The organism is Verrucosispora sp. WMMD703, from assembly GCF_049178935.1.
GTDB lineage: Bacteria > Actinomycetota > Actinomycetes > Mycobacteriales > Micromonosporaceae > Micromonospora > Micromonospora sediminimaris.
In genome coordinates, this window is sequence record NZ_JBMHMM010000004.1 from 5,532,937 (window position 1) to 5,552,992 (window position 20,056).

Consider the following 20,056-nt stretch of genomic DNA (forward strand, 5'->3'; position numbering starts at 1 on the left):
TCTGGACGGCTCGACCCATGGGAGTACGCCCTGAACCACGACGCGACGCAGCAGACCCCACCGACCGGCTGGTGGACGGAGGCGGTGATCTACCAGATCTACCCCCGCTCGTTCGCCGACTCGGGTGGCGACGGGATCGGCGACCTGCCCGGGATCACCGCCCGCCTCGACCATTTGGCGGAGTTGGGTGTCGACGCGGTCTGGCTCTCCCCGTTCTATCCGTCCCCGCAGGCCGACGCCGGCTACGACGTGGCCGACTACCGGGACGTCGAGCCGCTGTTCGGCACCCTCGCCGATGCCGACAACCTGATCGCGAAGGCCCACGCCAACGGGTTGCGGGTGATCGTCGACCTGGTGCCCAACCACACCTCCTCGGCCCACGCCTGGTTCCAGGCCGCCCTGGCCGCCGGTCCCGGCAGCACCGAGCGAGGGCGGTACATCTTCCGCGAGGGGCGCGGACCGGGCGGCGCCGAGCCGCCCAACGACTGGCAGAGCGTCTTCGGTGGCCCGGCCTGGACCCGGGTGCCGGACGGCCAGTGGTACCTGCACCTCTTCGACACCGCCCAGCCCGACCTGAACTGGGACAACCCCGACGTGCGCACCGAGTTCCTGGACGTGCTGCGGTTCTGGTTGGACCGGGGCGTGGACGGCTTCCGGGTCGATGTGGCGCACGGTCTGGTCAAGCAGGCCGATCTGGCCGACTGGCAGGATCCGCAGGAGATCCTCTCCGGGCAGGAGGCGGACAAGCCCCGCCCGCCGATGTGGGACCAGGACGGCGTGCACGAGGTCTACCGCGACTGGCGACGGCTGCTGGACGGCTACCCCGGCGAGCGGATCCTGGTGGCCGAGGCGTGGGTGGAGCCGGCGGAGCGGTTGGCCCGCTACGTACGTCCCGACGAGATGCACCAGGCGTTCAACTTCGAGTACCTGCTCGCCTCCTGGACGGCCCCGGCCCAGTACGCGGTTATCACGCGATCGCTGGAGGCCACCGACGCGGTTGGCGCCCCCACCACCTGGGTGCTCTCCAACCACGACGTGGTGCGACACGCCTCCCGGCTCGGGCTGCCGATCGGTGCGCCCCGACCGAACGGTATCGGGATCGGCGACGAGCAGCCGGACGCCGCCACCGGGCTGCGTCGGGCCCGGGCGGCCACCCTGCTGATGCTGGCCCTGCCCGGCTCGGCCTACCTCTACCAGGGTGAGGAACTCGGGTTGCCGGAGCACACCACCCTGCCCGACGAAGCACGGCAGGACCCGACCTGGGAACGCAGCGGGCACACCCAGCGGGGCCGCGACGGATGCCGGGTGCCGATCCCGTGGGAGGCCGACGCTCCCTCGTACGGCTTCGGGCCGACCGACGCGAGCTGGCTGCCGCAGCCGCCGGTCTGGGCCGAGTACGCGCTGGACCGTCAGCGCGGGGTGCCCGGCTCGACGTACGAGCTGTACCGGGAGGCGTTGCAGCTGCGCCGCGCGTACGGACTCGGTCGGGGCACCCTGGAGTGGCTCTCCTCCACCGACGAGGTGTTGACGTTCCGCAACGGCGATCTGGTGGTGTCCACCAACTTCGGTGCCGCCGCCCCGGTGCCCGTGGGTGAGGTGGTGCACAGCAGCGCCCCGCTGAACGAGGACGGCTCGCTGCCCACCGACGTCACCGTCTGGGTCCGTACCGCCTGAGCTGCCGGGGGTGGGGCCCGTCCGGGCCCTACCCCGGCTGCCTACAGCTTGTCGGCGCGGGTGTGCAGCAGCTCGCGGACGTCGGTGATGTCCTTCGGAGAGGTGCGGGCGGCAAGCCAGTACATGACGCCGGTGGGGATGAAGAAGAGCTGGAAGGCGGCCAGCCCGACGGCGTAGTTCAGCGGCGGCGGGAAGGCCAGCCGCAGCCCGTTGAAGGCCACCCCGACCAGGCCGTTGCCGGCCGCCCGCCCCACCCCGTTGACCAGGTTGCCGAGGCTGTAGACCGTGCCCCGGTGCTCCGGCGGGTTGACGTCGGCGATCAGCGCGAACCAGTTCGGCGAGTTCGCCGAGGTCAGCGCCAGGGCAAGCAACGCGGCGAGCAGGCTCAGCCCGACCGTCGGTTCACTGACCACACTGGCCAGCACCGCCCGTACGACCGCGCCGGTGCCGGCGCCGTCGGGCACGTCGATGCGCATCGGCACGAAGAACAACACCAGGTAGAACGGAAGTGCGGCGAAGATGCCGACGGAGGCGACCATCGCCCGGCCCGAGGGCGTACGCCGTTGCAGCGCGTCGCCGATCAGCCCGCCGACGATGGAGAACGCCCCGCCGAGTTGGAACAGTGTGGCGAAGACGCTGCCCACCACGATGGCGGTCGCCTCCGAATAACCCTGGTCCTTGGCCCGCTCGATGAACAGGTACGGCAGCCAGACCAGCGAGCCGAAGGCGGCCTGCGCGGTGAGGCCCTGGAGGATGAGCCACCTGTTGGTCCTGCGGCCCAGGATGACGGGCAGGTCGGCTCGGCTGATCCGGTAGTCGTAGTCCCCACCGGTGGCGAGCGCACCGGCCAGTGCCGGCTCGCTCTGGCCGCGCCGGATGTCGTACGTGAACAGGTAGGCCGCCGTGGCGACCAGACCGACCACGGTGAGCACCAGGAACGGCCGACGCCAGTCGGTCGCGCCGAGCAGTCCGCCGACCAGGGTGCCGGCCAGGGTGCCGACGCCCTGGGACAGCCCCCAGAAGCTCATCACCAGGCCCCGACGGCGCGGCGTGATCAGATCGGTGACCACCGAGTAACCGACCGAACCGACCGCGCCCAGGCCCACCGCGGCGAGCAGTTGCGCCGCCAGGAACGTGGGGTAGTTCCCGGCCAGTGCGCTCCCGCCCGTTCCGGCCGCCCAGATCAGCGTGCCGATCATCAGCAACGGCTTGCGGTTGCTGCGGTCGCCGAAGTACGCCCAACCGACCGCCGCCACCGCGCTGGTCAGGAAGCTGATCGCGGTGACCAGGCCGAGCAGCCGTTGCGGCACGTCGAAGGAGTCGGCGATCGCGCCGTACAGCGGCGGCACCAGACCGATCGCCACGTTGTCCAGCGAGGCGAGCAGCACGAAGACCACGACGCTGTAGAGCCGGCGCGGCGCGCTGCTGCCCCAAACCCGCGCGGGTCCGCCTGTGGTCGAGGTCATGCGGGCAGCCAACCAGGACGGGATAACGAGCCGATCACCGGGCCACCCCCGAGCGCGGCCGAAATCGTGCTCGGTCCCGGATCGGGTGGCTCCTCGTCACGCGGACGCCACCCGACCCGGGAACCGGCGTGATCAACCCTGGGACAACCGGTCCAGATGGCGTTCCCGGGCCTGCGCGTAGCGCTCCCGGATGCCGGGCACCGGCTCGGCGGCGTGCTCCTCGGTGCCGGACGGTGTCCAGGACGGCGGTTCCCCCGTGCCCAGAGCCAACCACGCGGCCTGCCGGGCGGCACCGTCGGCGACGTACTCGCCGGGCGGTGGGACCACCACCGGGCAGCCGAAGACCTGCGCCGCGATGCGACGCACCGCCGCCGAGCGGGCGCCGCCGCCGACCAGGATCACCCGGCGTACGGCCGCACCCTGGGCGGTGAGCGCGTCGAGCCCGTCGGCGAGGGCGCAGAGCATCCCCTCCACGGCGGCCCGGGCCAGGTGCGCCGGAGTCGAGGTACGCAGGGTCAGCCCGTGCACCGCCCCCGTGGCGTCCGGCCGGTTCGGGGTACGTTCACCCTCCAGGTACGGCACCATGACCAGCCCGTCCGCGCCGGGCGGCGCGGACAACGCCAGGTCGGCCAGCTCGTCCAGACTGACCCGCAGCATCGCCGCGGCGGCGTCCAGCACCCGGGCCGCGTTAAGCGTGCAGACCAGCGGCAGGAACCGGCCGGTCACGTCGGCGAAGCCGGCGACGATACCGCTCGGGTCGGCCGCCGGAGTGTCCGCGACGCTGAAGACCGTGCCGGAGGTGCCGATCGACACCACCACGTCGCCGGGACGCGCACCGACGCCAAAGCCGGCGGCGGCGTTGTCCCCCGCCCCCGGCCCGAGCAGCGCCGCGCCCGGGTCCGCAGCGGCCACGGCACCGGACAGCGCCGCCGGAGCCAGCGTGCCGGCGGCCTCGGCGGGGCCGAGCACCGTCGGCACCCGCACCACCCGGCCGAGCGCCCGCTCCAGCAGATCCGGGCGGTACTCGCCGGTGCCCGGGGACCAGTAGCCGGTGCCACTGGCATCGCTGCGGTCGGTCCGCAGCGCGTCCAGCCCCAGAGCACCGGCCAGCCGCCAGGTCAGCCAGTCGTGCGGCAGGCAGACCGCCGCCACCCGGTCGGCGTTTGCCGGCTCGTTGCGGGCCAGCCAGCGCAGCTTGGTGACGGTGAAGCTGGCCACCGGCACGCTGCCCACCGCATCGGCCCAGAACCGGGGCCCGGCCTGCCCCTCGCCCGCCTCCTGGATCAGCTCGGCCGCGGCACCTGCGGACCGGGTGTCGTTCCACAGCAGCGCCGGCCGTACCACTTCGCCGGCCTCGTCGAGACAGACCATGCCGTGCTGCTGACCGGCCACGGAAACTGCGGCGACGTCGGCCAACCCACCGGCGGCGTCGATCGCCGTCTGGAGAGCCGACCACCAGGCCGAGGGGTGGACCTCGGTGCCGTCCGGGTGCGGTGCCCGGCCCTGCCGGACCAGGGCCCCGGTCTCCGCGTCCCGGACGACCACCTTGCACGACTGGGTGGAGGAGTCCACCCCGGCGACGAGCGGCATGCCGGCCGCCTCAGCGTGCGCCGAGCAGGTGCTCGACGGCGAGCTGGTTCAACCGGACGAAGCCGAAGCCCTTGGCAGCTACCGCGTCGACGTCGAACTCCTCGAACGCGCTGGTGTCGGCGAGCAGCTCGGTGTAGCCCTCGCCGTCGCCGAGGGTCGGCACGCCCAGTTCGGCGACCTTGCTCGCGGACAGCGCCTCGGCGACCTCCGGGTCGGCCCGGAACGCCGCGGCCCGCTCCTTGAGCAGCAGGTAGGTGCTCATGTTCGCGGCTGCCGAGGCCCAGACCCCGTCGATGTCCTCGGTGCGGGAGGGCTTGTAGTCGAAGTGTCGGGGGCCGTCGTAGCCGGGACCGCCAGCCGTGCCACCGTGCTCCAGCAGGTCGACCAGCGCGAACGCGTTGAGCAGGTCGCCGTGGCCGAAGACCAGGTCCTGGTCGTACTTGACGCCACGCTGACCGTTGAGGTCGATGTGGAACAGCTTGCCCTGCCAGAGCGCCTGGGCGATGCCGTGGACGAAGTTCAGCCCGGCCATCTGCTCGTGCCCGACCTCCGGGTTCAGCCCGACCCGCTCCGGGTGGGCCAGGGTGGAGATGAACGCCAGGGCGTGCCCGACGGTCGGCAGCAGGATGTCGCCACGCGGCTCGTTGGGCTTCGGCTCCAGCGCGAAGCGCAGGTCGTAACCGCGGTCGATGACGTACTGGCAGAGCAGGTCCACCGCTTCGCGGTAGCGGTCCAGCGCGGCCTGGACGTCCTTGGCGACGTCGTACTCGCCGCCCTCCCGGCCACCCCACATGACGAAGGTCTTCGCGCCCAGCTCGGCGGCGAGGTCGATGTTGCGCAGCACCTTGCGCAACGCGTACCGCCGGACGTCGCGGTCGTTGCTGGTGAAGCCGCCGTCCTTGAAGACCGGCTGCTGGAACAGGTCGGTGGTGACCATCGGCACCACCAGGCCGGTCTCGTCGAGCGCCTTGCGGAACCGCGCGATCTGGGCGTCCCGGGTGGCGGCGTCCGCGCCGAACGGCACCAGGTCGTCGTCGTGGAAGGTGACACCGTACGCGCCCAGCTCGGCGAGTCGGTGCACCGACTCCACCGGGTCCAGCGCGTCTCGGGTGGCGTGGCCGAACGGGTCTCGGCCCTGCCAGCCGACCGTCCAGAGCCCGAAGGAGAACTTGTCGGCAGGGGTGGGACGGGGTGCCATGGCAGACCTCCGGTGGTGTCATCCGCTATTTGTTCAGTGGTTGAATTAAATGACTGTGATGTGGCAGTGTCAAGGGGTGAAGCCACCCGCAGCCCCGGCCGGCGCGGTGCGGCAGGGCAGCCTGCGTGAGCTGAATCTCGCCCTGGTGCTCGGCCGCATCGCCGCCGCCCGTCGTCCCCCGTCGCGGGCCGCGCTGGCCGCTGACACCGGCCTCACCCGGGCCACCGTCTCGGCCGTGGTGGAGGATCTGGTCGCCGGCCGCCTCGTCACCGAGGCGGAACCGACGCCCCGGGCCGGCGCCGGTCGTCCGGCACGCGGTCTGATGTTGGCCGGCGACGGTCCCGCCGGTCTGGGGCTGGAGATCAACGTCGACTATCTGGCCGCGTGCGTCGTCGACCTTGCCGGTCAGGTACGGCACCACACGGTGCATCGGGCCGACCTGCGACCCGTCTCCCCGGCCGACGCGCTCGGCCGGCTCGCCGAACTGGCCGGCCGGGCTCGCGTCGACGCCAACGCCCAGGGCCTGACCCTGGCCGGTGCGGCCCTGGGCGTGCCCGGTCTGGTCGACGACGCCGGTCGGGTCCGCCTCGCACCCAACCTGGGCTGGCGGGACGTGCCGGTGCCGGAGCTGCTGGCCGACCATCCCCCGCTGACCGAGACGGTCGACGGGGTGCCGCCCCTGGTGGTGGACAACGAGGCGAACCTCGCCGCGTTGGGCGAACTGCACGCCGGTGCCGCACCGGGCAGCTTCCTGCACATCTCCGGCGAGGTAGGTATCGGCGCGGGCATCGTCCTGGACGGAGCGCTGTTCCGCGGCGCCCGCGGTTGGAGCGGCGAGATTGGGCACATTCCGGTCCGCCCGGACGGGCCACCCTGCCGCTGCGGCGGCCGTGGCTGTCTGGAGCTGTACGCCGGGCAGGAGGCGATCCTGTCCGCCGCCGGCCTGGCCGGAGCGGACCTGCCGGCCGACCGGGCGTCGACCCGGCTGACCCAGCTCGCCACCGCCGAGCACCCCGCCGTGCTGCGCGCCCTGGCCGAGGCCGGCACAGCGATCGGAGTCACCGTGGCGAGCGTGGTCAACCTGCTGGACCTCGACACGGTGGTGCTCGGCGGCGGCTACGCCCCGCTCACCGGCTGGCTCCGGCCACCCGTACTCGCCGAGATCGAACGCCGGGTGCTCACCGCGGCCTGGTCGCCGGTCACCGTCCGACCGGCCACCCTCGGTGCCACGGCCGCCGCGGTGGGAGCGGCCGGATCGGTGGTACGCCGAATCATCGCCCGCCCCGGCGGATGGTTGGCCCGGCTCTGACGCTCTCGACAGGAGCCGCTCAGGAACAGCTCGGTACGCTTGCCCGCAGGCAACCAACCGTCACCCCGAGGAGTGCACCACCGGCATGCGTACTGGTCGACAGCGCCCGGCGCCCGGTGTCCGCCGGTGACCAGCACCCGACAGGGCGCCTTCACCGGTGCGGCCGGCGAATGGGCCGACGACGGGCGGTCGGGCCGCGCCGCCACCGAGTTACCGCACACCACGCCTCCCGTGGACACCGATCTCGCCCGTGAGCTGCTCGACGGGCTCGACGAGGCGGTGCTGACCACCGACGCCGCCGGGCTGGTGGTGTTGGTCAACACGATGGCTGGGCAGTTGCTGCCGGACATCGTCGTCGGAGCCGACCTGGCCGGCTGTCCGGTGCCGGCGCTGGCGGCCGCGAGCGCCTCAGGTGGGGATGATTTCGAGGGTGAGCACCACGGCCGGCGGCTGCGGGGGGTCCGCCGCGCCCTGGGCGGCAACCGATCCGCCTGGTACGTGCGGGACGTCACCGACGAGCACAGCCGGGTAACGGAGCTGCTAGCCGAGCGTCGACGTACCCAGTTCCTGGCCCGCGCCGGCCGTCGGCTGGGCCTGGCACTGGAGCGTGACCAGGCGCTGCAAGCCGTTGCCACCCTGCCCGTGCCCTATCTGGCCGATCTTGCCCTGGTGGTGCACCTGCCACCGACGCCGACCGAGTACCGGCCGCACTGGGTCCGGTACGCCGCTGACGACACCGCGCCGATCACCGGCACGGTGGACTGGGACGTGGTCGCTGCCGTACCCGGTCTCGTCGAGGCCCTCGACGGCGAGACCACCGATCCGCGCCCCTGGCCTACGCTCGGGCCGGAGAGACTCGACCCGTTGCTCCCGGCGGACCTCGATGCACCCGCGACCCTGCTGGTCAGCCCGATGCCCGGCGCCGGTCGGACGGCCGGTGCCCTGGTGCTGCTCCGCCGACCTGAGCGGGCCGGCTTCGACCGCCGCGACGTCGAGCTGGTCCGGGAGCTCGCCGCCCGGGCCGGTGCCGCACTGGCCACCGCGCAACTGCACGACGCACAGAGTCACCTCGCCCAGGTGCTCCAGGACAGCCTGCTGCCGCCGAGGCTGCCCACGGTGGCCGGGATGAGCCTGGCCGGCGGCTACCGCGCGGCCGGGGACAGCCTGCGTATCGGTGGAGACTTCTACGATGTGCTGCCGACCGGCGATGGTGCGCTGTTCGCCGTCGGGGACGTCTGCGGCAAAGGCGTCGGTGCGGCGGTGCTCACCGGCCGGGTACGCCAGTCGTTGCAGACCCTACGTCTGGTCGAGCAGCAACCGCGGGAGCTGCTCCGGCTGCTCGACCAGGCGCTGCTCGACACTCCGGACGCGGCCCGGCGCGGCCAGTTCACCACCCTGCTGCTGGGTGCCGTACGCGTCGGACCCGAGGGTGGGCTGCGGGTGCGGATCGCCGGCGGTGGGCACCCGGCGCCCCTCGTGATCCGCGCCAACGGCACGGTGACCGCGATTCGGGTGGGCGGAATGCCGGTCGGCGCGTTGCCCGACGCCCGGTTCGCCACCGCCGACGTTCGGCTGCGCCCCGGTGAGTTGCTGTTCACCCGTACCGACGGAATCGCCGAGGCCCGGGGCGGCCCGCGCGGCACAGAGATCTTCGGTGAACGGCGGCTACGCCGGACGCTGGCGGCCGGCGTCGGGCTGCCCCCGGCCACGCTTGTCGACCACGTGCTGCACGAGGTCGACACGTGGTGTTCCGGCCACCGACACGACGACATAGCGATGCTGGCGATCGGCGCGGCCCGGGACTGATCCGACGGCCATCCGGCTGGCCGGCACCACCGACGGCGGTGCGCCGCCGGTGCCCGATACGGTGCGGCCCCGTCCGGTGCCCCCGGTCAGGCCGTCCGGAAGACGGAGGCGTCCCCCGCCGCCCAGCCCCGCGACGCCGCCTCGACGGCATCCCGGCCTTCGGTCTGTTCCACACGTGGTTCCTCGGCCTGCGGCACCAGCGGCGACACCGGTCGGACGACCCGCGCGCGGGCGGCCTCGTCGAAGGCGCGCAGCCCGCGCAGCAGCGCCTCCCGGGCCTCGGGAGTCATGTCGGCCAGGATCGCCGCCAGGTGCTGACGACGGTCGTCGCGCAGCTCGGCCAGCAACCGGCGGGCCTCGGCGGTCAGATGCAGCGAGATCTCCCGCCGATCGGCACGACCCGGCTCCCGTTCCAGCGTCCCGGCGGCCACCAGCCGGTCGCAGAGCCGACTGGCTGAGGAGAGCAGCATGTCCAGGCCGGTGGCGAGGCGACGCAGGTTGATCCCGTCGTGTCGTTCGACGAGCATGACGGCGCGAAGCTGGGCGGTGGAGATGCGGTTGGCTGCCCGCTCCCGCGCACCGTCCCAGACCGTCAGCAGGGCACCTGCCGCGGCGTCCAGCTCGGCAGCCATACTCATCTCGGGTCCCGGTGGACCATGCAGTTCCGCCATGGTGCGCCTGAGCGTACCCCGATTCCGTCGGCGGATGGGCTTGTGATCAAGGAGAGACCATGACCGAGCCGGTCGACAAGGGCCGCGCGGCCATCACCGCCGCCCCCGTGGACCTCCTCGTGACGCGCGTCGGGGAACTGTTCGAGCAGGAGTACGGCATCGCCGACACGGAACTCCTCCAGGTCGACTACCGGCTCGCGGCGCTGCTGCCGCTGGGCGGTGGGGAGGCGGTGACGACCCCCGGGCACCCGGCGTGGCGCTGCTTCGACCACCAGAGCCCGACCCACGCCGACGGCGTCGGGTACCTGCCGGTGAGCATGCGTGGGGAACGGCGGGGCGTACTCCGGGTGACGCCGGTCACCGACGCCCGACTGGCCGAGCTGGCGGAGGTCGCCACCGCGCTGGCGCACGAGTTGGCCGCCGTCGACGCCGGCACGGACGTCTACCGCGTGGCCCGGCGCAGCCGCCGCCTGACCCTCGCCGCCGAGGTGCAGTGGGAGCTGCTGCCGGGGCGCAGCCGGCTCCGTCCCTCCTTCAGCCTCGCCGGTCAGCTGGAGCCGGCGTACGCGGTGCGCGGCGACAGCTTCGACTGGTCCGACGATGGTCAGCGGGTCTGGCTCGCCACGATCAACGGGATGGGTGAGGGGGTCGTCGCGTCGATGCTCACCACCCTCGCCACCTGCGCGTTGCGCAACGCCCGCCGGGCCGGTATCTCCCTGGCCGACCAGGCGTCCCTGGCCGACCAGGCCGTCTACGACCTGCACCGGGGCGAGCAGTACCTGGCGACCCTGTTGCTCGAACTCGACCTGCGCACCGGGCTGCTCACCGCTGTCGACGCCGGCTCGCCCCGGCTCGTCCTGCTGCGCAACGGCGAGGTCAGCGTCCAGCCGCTGGAGGAGCAGTTCCCGCTCGGCATGTTCGAGGGGACCAACTACCGCGAGCAGTTCGTCCAGCTCCAGCGCGGGGACCGACTGTTCATGATCAGCGACGGGGTGATCGAGGCGGCCGGGAGCGCGGAGCGGTACGGCCAGACGGCGCTGGACCGGATGTTGCGCCGGACCGCACCGATGACGGCGTTGGACGCGGTTCGCTCCCTGCTCGGCGACCTACGGGCGTTCGTTGCCGGTGATCTCACCGACGACGCCGTCGTGGTCTGCCTGGACTGGCTCGGCCCGCAGCCGGAGACCCCGCCCGCCGAGTCAGTACGCGCCGCGGCTGTTGACCACCGCGCCGACCGTCTTCCACAGGATCGTCAGGTCGGCGGCGAGTGACCAGTTCTCCACGTAGTAGAGATCGAGCCGGATGCCGTCCTCCCAACTCAGATCGGACCGTCCGCTGACCTGCCAGAGCCCGGTCATTCCCGGTTTGACCAGCAGCCGGCGGGCGACGTCCCCGTCGTAGCGGGCGACCTCGGAGGGCAGCGGCGGCCGGGGACCGACCAGGCTCATCTGCCCCAGCAGGACGTTCACCAGTTGCGGCAGCTCGTCCAGCGACCACTTGCGCAGCAGCCGGCCGACCCGGGTCACCCGGGGGTCGTCGCGCATCTTGAACAGCAGGCCGTCGGTCTCGTTGCGGGCGGTCAACTCCGCCAGCAGCACGTCCGCGTTGACCACCATGGTGCGGAACTTGAAGACCCCGAACTCCTGGCCCCCCTGCCCGACCCGGGTCTGCCGGAACAGCACCGGCCCCCGGCTGTCCAGTTTCACGGCCAACGCGATGACCGCCAGCAGCGGCAGCAGCAGGGCCAGCGCGATCAGCGACATCGACCGGTCGACGAGCCCCTTGACCAGTTTGCGGACGCCACGGAACTCGGGGGCCTCCACGTGGATCAGCGGCAGGCCGGCGACGGGCCGGGTGTGGATGCGCGGGCCAGCCACATCGGTCAGCGCCGGCGCCAGCACCAGGTCGATGCCGGTGCCCTCCAGTTGCCAGCCGAGCCGACGCAGCCGGGTGGCGGTGAGCTCCCCGCAGGCGGTGACGGCGACCGTGTCCGCGCCGATCGCGGCGGCGGACTCCGGGATGGCCCGGAACGAGCCGACCACCGGCACGTCGCCGAGCCGCTGGGCGACCGGGGCGAGCAGGGCGTCCGGAATGCAGGCGCCGACGACCTGGTAGCCGGCGTACGGCTCACGGCGCAGCGTGTGCACCAACTCCAGCACGTGGGCGGTGTCACCGACCACCAGCACCCGCCGTGACCAGCCTGACCCCTGCGACCGGGCGCGGTGCAGGCGCTTACGGGCAGCGAACCGGGCCACCTCCAGACCGATCGTGCCCACCGCGAAGGTGATGGCCAGGAAACCTCGGGAGACACCGACGTCGGCGACGTAACCCGCGATCGCGGTGGCGCCGGCCAGCCGCAGACTCGCCATGCTGACCCGTCGGTACTCGTCCGCGCCGTAGCCCACCACCCGGTCGTCGTAGCAGCGCAGCGCCTTCAGCGAGACCAGCCAGGCCAGGACGAGCGCCGGGGCGACCAGGACGTAGGGCACCGGGCCGCGGGGCGCGGCCTCACCGAAGCGGACCGCGTATCCCACCAGCACCGCCACCGCCAGCACGGCGGCGTCCAGCACGACCAGGGTGCGGACGTACGCCCGCTGGTCGGTGCGCACCGGTCCCCCCGGTGACGGGTGGTCGTGCGGTCGCGATGACGTTCTGACCGGAGTCAACAGCGTCGCCGAGGTCACCAGCCCTCCCACTTCGCTCGCCGACGGCACGGGCCTGGCCGGGTGGGCCGGGTCTGCCGATGCACGACGACATCCTGCCCTGACAACCATGACTACCAATTGCTTCCGACGTATTGCCGTCAGTTTCCAAGGCGTAGGACAACAGGAAAGGAGCCTGTGGTACCGGCGAAACCGGTACCACAGGCCCTTTTCGGGGTGTCTCAGGTCAGGCGGGTGCCTTCCGCAGCGCGATCGCCCGCAGGAAGATGTCACCGATCTTGGTGGGGTCGGTGGCGACGAACGCGCCGCCACCGGCGCTCTTGGCGATGGTGTCCAGCTCCGACTTGCTGACCTCGGTGCCGATACCGATGATGATCACCTGGATCGGCTGGTCCGGATCCTTGATCCGCTTCAGCTCGGCGAGCAGGGCCTTCTGGGAGATGCCGTCGGCGTCCTCGTTCTTGCCGTCGGTGAACAGCACGATCGAGTTGACCTTGCCCGGTTCCCAGTTCGCCTGGACGTCCTTGTACGCGGCCAGCAGGGTGTCGTACAAGCCGGTGTCACCGCTCGACGAGACGACCCGGTCCAGGCCCCGCTCCAACTCGCTGCGCTGCCGCGACAGTGGCGCGATCGGTACCAGTTCCCGGTGGTCCCGCGAGCCCACCAGGTTGGTCGAGAAGACCCACAGGCCGATCGACCAGGAGTCGTCGAACAGGTTCAGCCCCCGCCGGGCCGCCTCCGTGGTGACCTGCTGTCGGGTCGCGCCGTTGGCCGTCGGCACCTCGTTCTTCATCGAGCCGGAGACGTCGATGATGCAGAGCATCCGGCCGGACAGCGTGGCGATGGACCAACTGGAGACCGCCCGTTCCACCGCGTCCGGCGCCAGCCCACCGGCGGCGATGCCGCCCTGCGCCGGAGGTGCGATGGAGGCATCTCCGCCAGCCGGGCTCGGCGCGCCCTGCGGCGCGTTGAAACCGGTGCCCCAGTTGCCGTCCGGCGCGCGCAACGACTGCGCGGCCAGCTTGTCCTTGAACGACGTCGTGGTCAGCGCCTCGAACAGCACCCCCGCAGCCGACGCCTTGGCCGGCTCGATCCCGGGCAGCACCGCGTACGGGTAATCCAGCGGCAACGGCGCCGGCTTCAGGTAGAGCGCCGCCAACGGCACCGGAGGCTTCCGGGCGTTGTACTCGATGACGTCCTCCTCGGACAGCGCCGCCGCACCGAGGGCGCTGGCCAGGGTGGTGGCGTCGGTGGCCGTCGGGAACTTGGCGAGCAGGTCCTGGCGCAGCGCCGAGGCACCCGAGGCCAACGCGCGCAGCGCGCCGACGCGCTCCTGCTCGGCGGTCTCGCCGCCGGCCGACGCCGCGGCGGTCATCATCGACAACAGGCCGGACAGCCCGGCGGCGTCGCGGGTCGGCTCCACGATGCCGGTTTTCAGCGGCCGGTCACTGTTGAGGCGCGTCAGCAGGTCGGTCCAGCCGAGTTCCTGCTGCGGCCAGCCCAACCGGGTGGCGATCGGTTCCGGCATGGCGACCACCACCGGGCTGCTCGCGATGGAGGAGCCGTTGCCGGGCTCGAAGGCCGCCGCGCCTCCGGTCTTGAGTCGCAGCAGCCAGGTCGAGGAGTCCGGGATCCAGACGTCCGGGCTGACCGCGGTGCCGCTGGCCTGCCCCACCCCGGCCAGGATGGCGCCGTGCTTGGCCGCCACCACGGCGGCAACCTCTACCGGGTCGGAGGCGGCGACTGTCACATCGATGCAGGTTCCATCGACCGCGGCGCCCTTCTCCTCCCATTCGGTGGCCGCCTGGTCGACCGCCGGGGCGAGCTCGCTAGCCACCGCGACGGACAGCTCGATCTTGCCCGAGCAGTCCTGGCCGGCGAGTTGGCGATAGCCCACCCACCCACCAGCGGTGACGACGAGTACGCCGACCGCTGCTGCGGCGGCGGCACCGTGAATACTTGAACGCATGCGATGGCGGCCTGCTGACACGCAGACCATCTTGCGTATCCGACCGTTGGACTGCCATGGCCGTTCGGACGAAAGTTACAGAGGAGAAACAGTTTACCCCGATTCCGTAACTTTGAGTAATGACTCAGCGCCGCAATGTGGATGTATCTATGTCTGAGGCCCACGATCAGGGCAGAACGCAAGTTGGGCTCGCAATCGGCAGCGGCTCTCCGACCGCCACCGGCACACCCGTGGCCGGCTCCACCCGGAAAATGCGCACCATGTCCGCCCGTTCGTCTGCGACGTACAGGTGTTCCCCGACAAGCGCGAAGTGGCGGGGCCACTCGCCGCCGGTCTCCACCTCGGCCACGATTTCCGGCAGGCCCGCACCGAGGGCGAAGACGGTCACCGTGCCGACTCCCCGGTTGGCGACGTAGAGGAAGCGACCGTCCCGACCGATTCCGATCTCGGACGGCTGCACATGCCCGCCCCGGTCGCTGGCGTCGACCCGGCCCCGCTGGTGCAGCGCCCCGTCGATCAGCTCGTACGCCAGCACCGAACCATCCAGCTCACCGGAGACGTAGCAGCGCCGCCCGTCGGGATGCCGGGCCAGGTGCCGAGGACCAACCCCGGCCGCGGTTCGCACCCGGGGCGCTCGTGGCACCAGTCGTCCGCTGGCGGCGTCAAGGTCGTACCGGTAGATCGAGTCGGTGCCCAGATCGACCACCAGCAACGGCGACCCACCCGGGCCCGGCGAGACCATGTGAGCGTGCGCACGCTCCTGGCGGTCGGGGTCGGCCCCGTGCCCCTGGTGCTCCACCACGTCAGTGCGCTCGCCGGGCACACCGTCCGCATCGAGCGGGAAGACCGTCACGCTGCCGCCACCGTAGTTCGCCACGAACAGGTGCCCGCCGTCGGGCGCGACCGCCAGGTGGCACGGTTCCGCCCCACCCGTGGGCCACGAGCCGATGGACGACAGGTCGCCGTCGGCCCCGACCTGCCACGCGCTGATCTGGCCGTCGGGCAGCTCGTTCACCGCGTACAGCACGGGCCGCGTCGGGTGGCGGGCGAGGAAGGAGGGCGACGGGGTGACCGCGACGGTGCCCAGCGACGTCAGCTCGCCGGTGCGCGGCTCCCGCCGCGCGGCGACGATGCCGGTGCCGCGCCCTCCGCTGGGCGCGGTGTACCCGCCGATGTGAACGATCTCGCCTCGACCTGCCACCGGCTGCCGCCCTCCGCTCGTTTCCGTCGAACCCATCTCTGAAGCCTTCCCCCGGCACCGGCGGATTAGACCTCCCCACCGCGATCCGGCCGCCCGTGGACGCACCGGAACGCCCTCCGGCCGGTCGACTCAGGCCGTCGGCACCGGCTCGCCCCGATGCCGGGCGACGTGCTCGACCAGGGAGATCAGCACGGTCTTGCCGGACTGCCGGTCCCGGGCGTCGCAGAGCACCATCGGCACCTCCGGGTCCAGATCCAGGGCCCTACGCACGGCCTCCAGGCTGAACCGACGGGAGTCGTCGAAGCAGTTCACCCCCACCACGAACGGAATGCCCCGCTGCTCGAAATAGTCGATCGAGGGGAAGCAGTCGGCCAGCCGCCGGGTGTCGGCGAGCACCACCGCGCCGAGCGCACCGAACGCCAGTTCGTCCCAGAGAAACCAGAACCGGTCCTGTCCCGGGGTACCGAAGAGGTACAGCTGGAGGTCGTCGTTGATGGTGATCCGCCCGAAGTCCATCGCCACCGTGGTGGTCGACTTGGCCTCCACCCCGGAGACGTCGTCGGTGTCGATGCCCGCGCCCGTCAGGATCTCCTCGGTCTGCAACGGCCGGACCTCACTCAACGCGCTAACCAGCGTTGTCTTGCCGGCGCCGAAGCCGCCGGCGATGAGGATCTTCAGCGCGATGGGCACCCGATGTCCCCGCTGATCGCCGTTATAACGCACGGAGTCCATCGACCACCGCCTTGAGGATGTTGTTGTCGGGCAGGTACGTGGCGCGCGGTGGCTGGTGTACGGCGACCAGTCCCCGGGACAGCAGATCACCAAGTAGCACCCGGACCACGCCGACCGCCAGGTCCAGGTCCGCGGCGAGTTCCACGACGGGGGTACCGCTGCCGGCCAACTCCACCAGCAGCCGGTGCTCCGGATACAGCTCCGGGTAGGCGGCGAGGTCCGGGTCCGGCTTCGCCAACACGTACGCGACCAGGTCGAATCCGTCCGTGCTGGGACGGACGCGCCCACCGGTGAGGGTGTACGGCCGCACCACCGGCCCAGCCTCGTCGTCGAGCCACTCGTGTCGATGCTCGGTTAACTCAGTCCGCATCGGTGGCACCCACCGATGCTCGGGCCGGCGCTTGCAGGTTCTCGCCCACCCGGGTCACCAGCATCGCCATCTCGTACGCCACCAGGCCGATGTCCGCGTCGGCGTCGCTGGCGACCGCCAGGCACGCGCCCTGCCCCGCCGCGGTGACGAAGAGGTACGCGGACTCCATCTCCACCACGGTCTGCCGGACCGGTCCGCCGGTGAGGTGCCGGCTCGCGCCCCGGGCGAGACTGGACAGGCCGGACGCCAGCGCGCAGAGGTGCTCGGCGTCGGCGGCGTCCATGCCGGCGGAGGAGCCCAGCAGGAGTCCGTCCGCCGACAGCACCACGGCGTGCCGCGCGGTCGGTACCCGCTCCAGCAGATCGTCCAGCAACCAGTCGAGATCTGCGTTCTGCCTCGTCGATTGCATCAGGCGTCCCTCTCAGTCGCGGTCGGGGAATTCACCGACGCCGGTGTGGTGCCCGGCGGAGAGCCGGGCGGTGCGGTGGTCCGGTCTTGGCCCGCCGGGTCCGCCCCGGTCCGGTCGGGAACCTCCACCGGTGACCCGGCCTCGCCGGTCGGGCCCACGGCAGCTGCGCCGGACTGGTGGTCCGGCGCCGCCAGAGGCGGCACTGCCCGGTCGGTCGCGTTCTCGGGTGGTGGCGGTCCGCCCGGTTCCGGGTTCGAGCTGCGGGCGGCGTCCCGCCGGCCCCGGGCGGTGCCCGCCTGCAGCGCCGACATGACCCGCCGTGCCTCCTCCGGGCTTCGGGGCGTCGGATCTCGGTGCGGCCGGGCTGCCACCGACGGTTGTCGGACGGTCGGACCGTCGATCGCGGCCGTCCGGGCGGGCGGAGCGGTCATCGCCGGCAGCTGGATCGTGGGCGCATCCAGCCCCCGGCGCGCGTCCGGGTGGGCTGGGGCTGGCCCGGCCGACGCCCCGGCACCAGGTTCGAGTGAACCGGCCCCGGGTGGCCGCGTCGGTGCTCGTTGTGGTTCCGTCCCGGTCTTGGCGGCGCGCGGGCCGGCGGGAGCCGCCTCGGTATCGGACGGGACGGTGACAGGCTCGGTGCCCGACGCGGTCGACGGGTCTGACGGGTCGGCGGCGGCGCGGCGACGGATCCGACGGGGCAGACCGTCGGCCTCCGCCGGCCCGACCGTCGAGCGTCCGCCCGGAGCCCGGGCAGCCGCGCCGGACGTCGGAACGCCGGAGGCTGGGCCGCCGGACGACACCGCAGTGCCGCGTTCGACGGTGCGGGTTCGCGGCCGGGGCACCGTGGTCAGCCGAGTCGCGCGGACCAGCCGCCGCTGCTCCGGCGTGGCACCCCGGTCGTCGCCGGCCAGCGCCTCCGGGCCGGGCAACGGCGACGGTTCCTCGGTGATCAGCTCGGTCGGGATGAGCACCACAGCGGTGAGGCCGGTCCCCTCCGACCGACGCAACCGCACCCGGACGTCGTGCCGGGCGGCCAGTCGCGCCACCACGAACAGCCCCAGCCGGGCGGTCTCGCTGGGATCGAACTCCGGCGACCGGGCCAGCTTCCGGTTCGCCTCGTCGATGGCCGCCTCGCTCATGCCGAGACCCTCGTCGGTGACGGAGAGGGCGTAGCCATGGGCCACATGCGCACCGGAGACCTCGACCCGGGAATCGGGCGGTGAGAACGTGGTGGCGTTCTCGATCAGCTCGGCGAGCAGGTGGATGATGTCCCCCACCACCCGGCCGACCGTGCCGGCGGGCTGCACTGTGGTGATGTCGACCCGGTCGTACGACTCGACCTCGGAGATCGCCCCACGGATCAGGTCCACCATGGCCACCGGGTTACGCCAACCCCGCCCCGGCGCGGCACCGGCGAGGATGACCAAATCCTCCGCGTGCCGCCGCAGCCGGGTGGCGAGGTGGTCGACGCGGAACAGCTCGGCCAGGTGATCGGGGTCCTCCGCATCGCGCTCCAGCCGGTCGAGCAAGGCCAACTGGCGGTGCACGAGCCCCTGGCTGCGCCGCGCGATGTTCAGGAAGACGTCGTTGAGGCCGTGCCGCAGGCCCACCTCGACCATGGCCGAACGGATGGCGACCCGGTGCACCTCGGTGAACGCCTGCGCGACCTGGCCGATCTCGTCGGCGCCCTGATCGGCCACCGACGCCTCCCGCGCCAGGTCGACCTGCTCGCCCTTGCGCAGCCGGTCCACCACCTCCGGCAGGCGCCGTTCGGCGTCGGCGAGGGTGCCGCGTACCCGGGTCAACCGTTGCGCGAGGGAGCGGCCGACCCGGACCGCCACCACCAGCGAGAGCACGACGGCGATCAGGCCGAGCAGTCCGGCGGCGGCCAGCCGCACCATGGTTCCTACCGCCATCGGCACGGACCGGTCGGCCAGTCCGTCCGCCTGGGTCAGTTCGAAGTCTCGCAGCGACTGCTGCACCGTGTCGTAGCTCGTCTGCCACGCCTGCGGGTCGAGTCGCAGCCGGGCCGACGGATCCGCGGTCACGATGTCGTCCTGCATCGCCCGTAACCGACCGAACGCCTCCTGCTCGGTCAGCCGCTGGTACGCGGTCCGGTCCGCCTCGGGCAGGTCGGCCACCGCGGCCTCGGCCAGGAACCGCTGATTGCCAATGCCCTGCACGAGCAAGGTGTGCTCGCCCTCGGCGAACCTGCCGGCCGTCAACACACCGGCCAGCAGCGCGTCGGTCTGGCCCAGCAGTTCCCGCGAACGACCGAGGCTGGTCAGCGCCAACGCCTCACGGTTGAGGTCGTGGTCCGGAAGGTTGGCCAGGGCGGTGAAGGTCTGGAAGGCAGAGGCGATCATTCCGCTGTAGAGGCCGACCGCACCGGCGCGGTCGAGATCCCGACGATCGATGAAGCCGCGCCCGGCCGGCAACGCGTCCAGCTCGCCGATGAAGCGATCGAGCCGAGCTTCGAGCAGCTCTCCGGCGGCGTCCCGCAGTTGCTCCCCACTGACCCGCCGACGCAATTCGGCGATGGCCGCGTCGGTGCGGGCCCGTTGTTCCACCAGGGCCGGTAGCACGCAGTTGGCCGGCGGCTGTCCACACTCGGTGCGCGGCGAGGCGAGATGGACCACGGAGAGCCGTCGCTCCCGTTGCAACTCGGCCACCACGGTCTCACCCGGCCGGCCGAGGTCGTACAGGAGAGTACGGGCGGCGAGCAGGTCGAGCGCCGGCCCGAAGGTGAGCGTGGTCGCGAAGATCCACAGTGCCAGCAGCGCGGTCACCGGCACGACGACCAACGCGGTCAGCTTCGAGCGGATCGGCCAGTCGCGGGTGTTCAATCGGACCTCGCCCGGAAGGGTGGCTGGAAGGGCTCCGGCACAGCCGGGCAGCGTCGTCGCCGGGGCGCACCCCGGTTGTCCCGCCGGGACGCCGGCTCGGGCGCCTTGGGCAGGATACGTAATCCGCGCCGGTCGCACTACCGTCCGTCGAG

At 72.2% G+C, this 20,056-nt stretch carries 15 protein-coding genes; 4 read left to right on the forward strand and 11 right to left on the reverse strand.

From position 1 onward, the window contains the following. Positions 1 to 30 precede the first annotated feature (30 nt). A complete protein-coding gene (locus tag ACN26Z_RS25715) occupies positions 31 to 1,674 on the forward strand; it encodes a glycoside hydrolase family 13 protein (protein ID WP_421464725.1) in 1,644 nt (547 codons plus the stop codon). A gap of 41 nt (positions 1,675 to 1,715) precedes the next feature. On the opposite strand, the gene ACN26Z_RS25720 is transcribed toward ACN26Z_RS25715, so the two are convergent. The 3 genes from ACN26Z_RS25720 to xylA all read right to left on the reverse strand — a co-directional run bounded on the left by ACN26Z_RS25720 (position 1,716) and on the right by xylA (position 5,928). Beyond that, positions 1,716 to 3,140, reverse strand: coding sequence for an MFS transporter (locus ACN26Z_RS25720; protein WP_093410543.1), 1,425 nt, complete (start codon positions 3,138 to 3,140; stop codon positions 1,716 to 1,718). 132 nt (positions 3,141 to 3,272) lie between these two features. Further along, positions 3,273 to 4,730, reverse strand: coding sequence for a xylulokinase (gene xylB / locus ACN26Z_RS25725; protein ID WP_421463713.1), 1,458 nt, complete (start codon positions 4,728 to 4,730; stop codon positions 3,273 to 3,275). Between the two features lie 10 nt (positions 4,731 to 4,740). Further along, entirely contained in the window at positions 4,741 to 5,928 is a 1,188-nt protein-coding gene (xylA, locus tag ACN26Z_RS25730) for a xylose isomerase (RefSeq protein WP_093410547.1), read from the reverse strand. Between the two features lie 49 nt (positions 5,929 to 5,977). Here xylA and ACN26Z_RS25735 point away from each other — a divergent pair, with 49 nt between their 5' ends. Both ACN26Z_RS25735 and ACN26Z_RS25740 read left to right on the forward strand, forming a co-directional pair. Beyond that, a complete protein-coding gene (locus ACN26Z_RS25735) occupies positions 5,978 to 7,237 on the forward strand; it encodes an ROK family protein (protein WP_282237045.1) in 1,260 nt (419 codons plus the stop codon). A 126-nt stretch (positions 7,238 to 7,363) separates the two neighbouring features. Next, a complete protein-coding gene (locus ACN26Z_RS25740) occupies positions 7,364 to 9,043 on the forward strand; it encodes a PP2C family protein-serine/threonine phosphatase (RefSeq protein WP_421463716.1) in 1,680 nt (559 codons plus the stop codon). Between the two features lie 86 nt (positions 9,044 to 9,129). On the opposite strand, the gene ACN26Z_RS25745 is transcribed toward ACN26Z_RS25740, so the two are convergent. Next, on the reverse strand, positions 9,130 to 9,681 hold the full coding sequence (locus ACN26Z_RS25745) for a MarR family winged helix-turn-helix transcriptional regulator (protein WP_421463718.1): 552 nt from the start codon (positions 9,679 to 9,681) through the stop codon (positions 9,130 to 9,132). A gap of 92 nt (positions 9,682 to 9,773) precedes the next feature. Between ACN26Z_RS25745 and ACN26Z_RS25750 the strand changes: the two genes are divergently transcribed. Continuing rightward, on the forward strand, positions 9,774 to 10,985 hold the full coding sequence (locus ACN26Z_RS25750; RefSeq protein ID WP_421463719.1) for a PP2C family protein-serine/threonine phosphatase: 1,212 nt from the start codon (positions 9,774 to 9,776) through the stop codon (positions 10,983 to 10,985). Here the strand turns inward: ACN26Z_RS25750 and ACN26Z_RS25755 are convergent. From ACN26Z_RS25755 to ACN26Z_RS25785, 7 genes are all read right to left on the reverse strand, one after another. Next, complete coding sequence (locus tag ACN26Z_RS25755; RefSeq protein ID WP_421463721.1) at positions 10,914 to 12,398, reverse strand: sugar transferase; 1,485 nt, start codon at positions 12,396 to 12,398, stop codon at positions 10,914 to 10,916. The two genes, ACN26Z_RS25750 and ACN26Z_RS25755, sit on opposite strands and share 72 nt — an antisense overlap. Before the next feature lie 205 nt (positions 12,399 to 12,603). Next, a complete protein-coding gene (locus ACN26Z_RS25760) occupies positions 12,604 to 14,367 on the reverse strand; it encodes a substrate-binding domain-containing protein (RefSeq protein ID WP_282237041.1) in 1,764 nt (587 codons plus the stop codon). Between the two features lie 145 nt (positions 14,368 to 14,512). After that, positions 14,513 to 15,547: a lactonase family protein gene (locus ACN26Z_RS25765; RefSeq protein ID WP_282240702.1), complete on the reverse strand. Its 1,035-nt coding sequence runs from the start codon at positions 15,545 to 15,547 to the stop codon at positions 14,513 to 14,515. 129 nt (positions 15,548 to 15,676) lie between these two features. Further along, the gene (locus ACN26Z_RS25770; protein WP_093410557.1) at positions 15,677 to 16,279 is read right to left on the reverse strand and encodes a GTP-binding protein; all 603 of its coding nucleotides are present in this window, start codon (positions 16,277 to 16,279) and stop codon (positions 15,677 to 15,679) included. Beyond that, positions 16,260 to 16,649 carry a DUF742 domain-containing protein gene (locus tag ACN26Z_RS25775; protein ID WP_421463724.1) on the reverse strand — a complete coding sequence of 130 codons (390 nt, stop codon included), beginning with the start codon at positions 16,647 to 16,649 and terminating at the stop codon, positions 16,260 to 16,262. The genes ACN26Z_RS25770 and ACN26Z_RS25775 overlap by 20 nt, the downstream gene beginning before the upstream one ends. After that, complete coding sequence (locus tag ACN26Z_RS25780; RefSeq protein ID WP_170863617.1) at positions 16,639 to 17,058, reverse strand: roadblock/LC7 domain-containing protein; 420 nt, start codon at positions 17,056 to 17,058, stop codon at positions 16,639 to 16,641. Before ACN26Z_RS25780 ends, ACN26Z_RS25775 begins: the two co-directional genes overlap by 11 nt. Beyond that, positions 17,058 to 19,904, reverse strand: a complete 2,847-nt coding sequence (locus ACN26Z_RS25785; protein WP_421463726.1) for a nitrate- and nitrite sensing domain-containing protein — start codon at positions 19,902 to 19,904, stop codon at positions 17,058 to 17,060. The genes ACN26Z_RS25780 and ACN26Z_RS25785 overlap by 1 nt, the downstream gene beginning before the upstream one ends. Between the last annotated feature and the right edge of the window lie 152 nt (positions 19,905 to 20,056).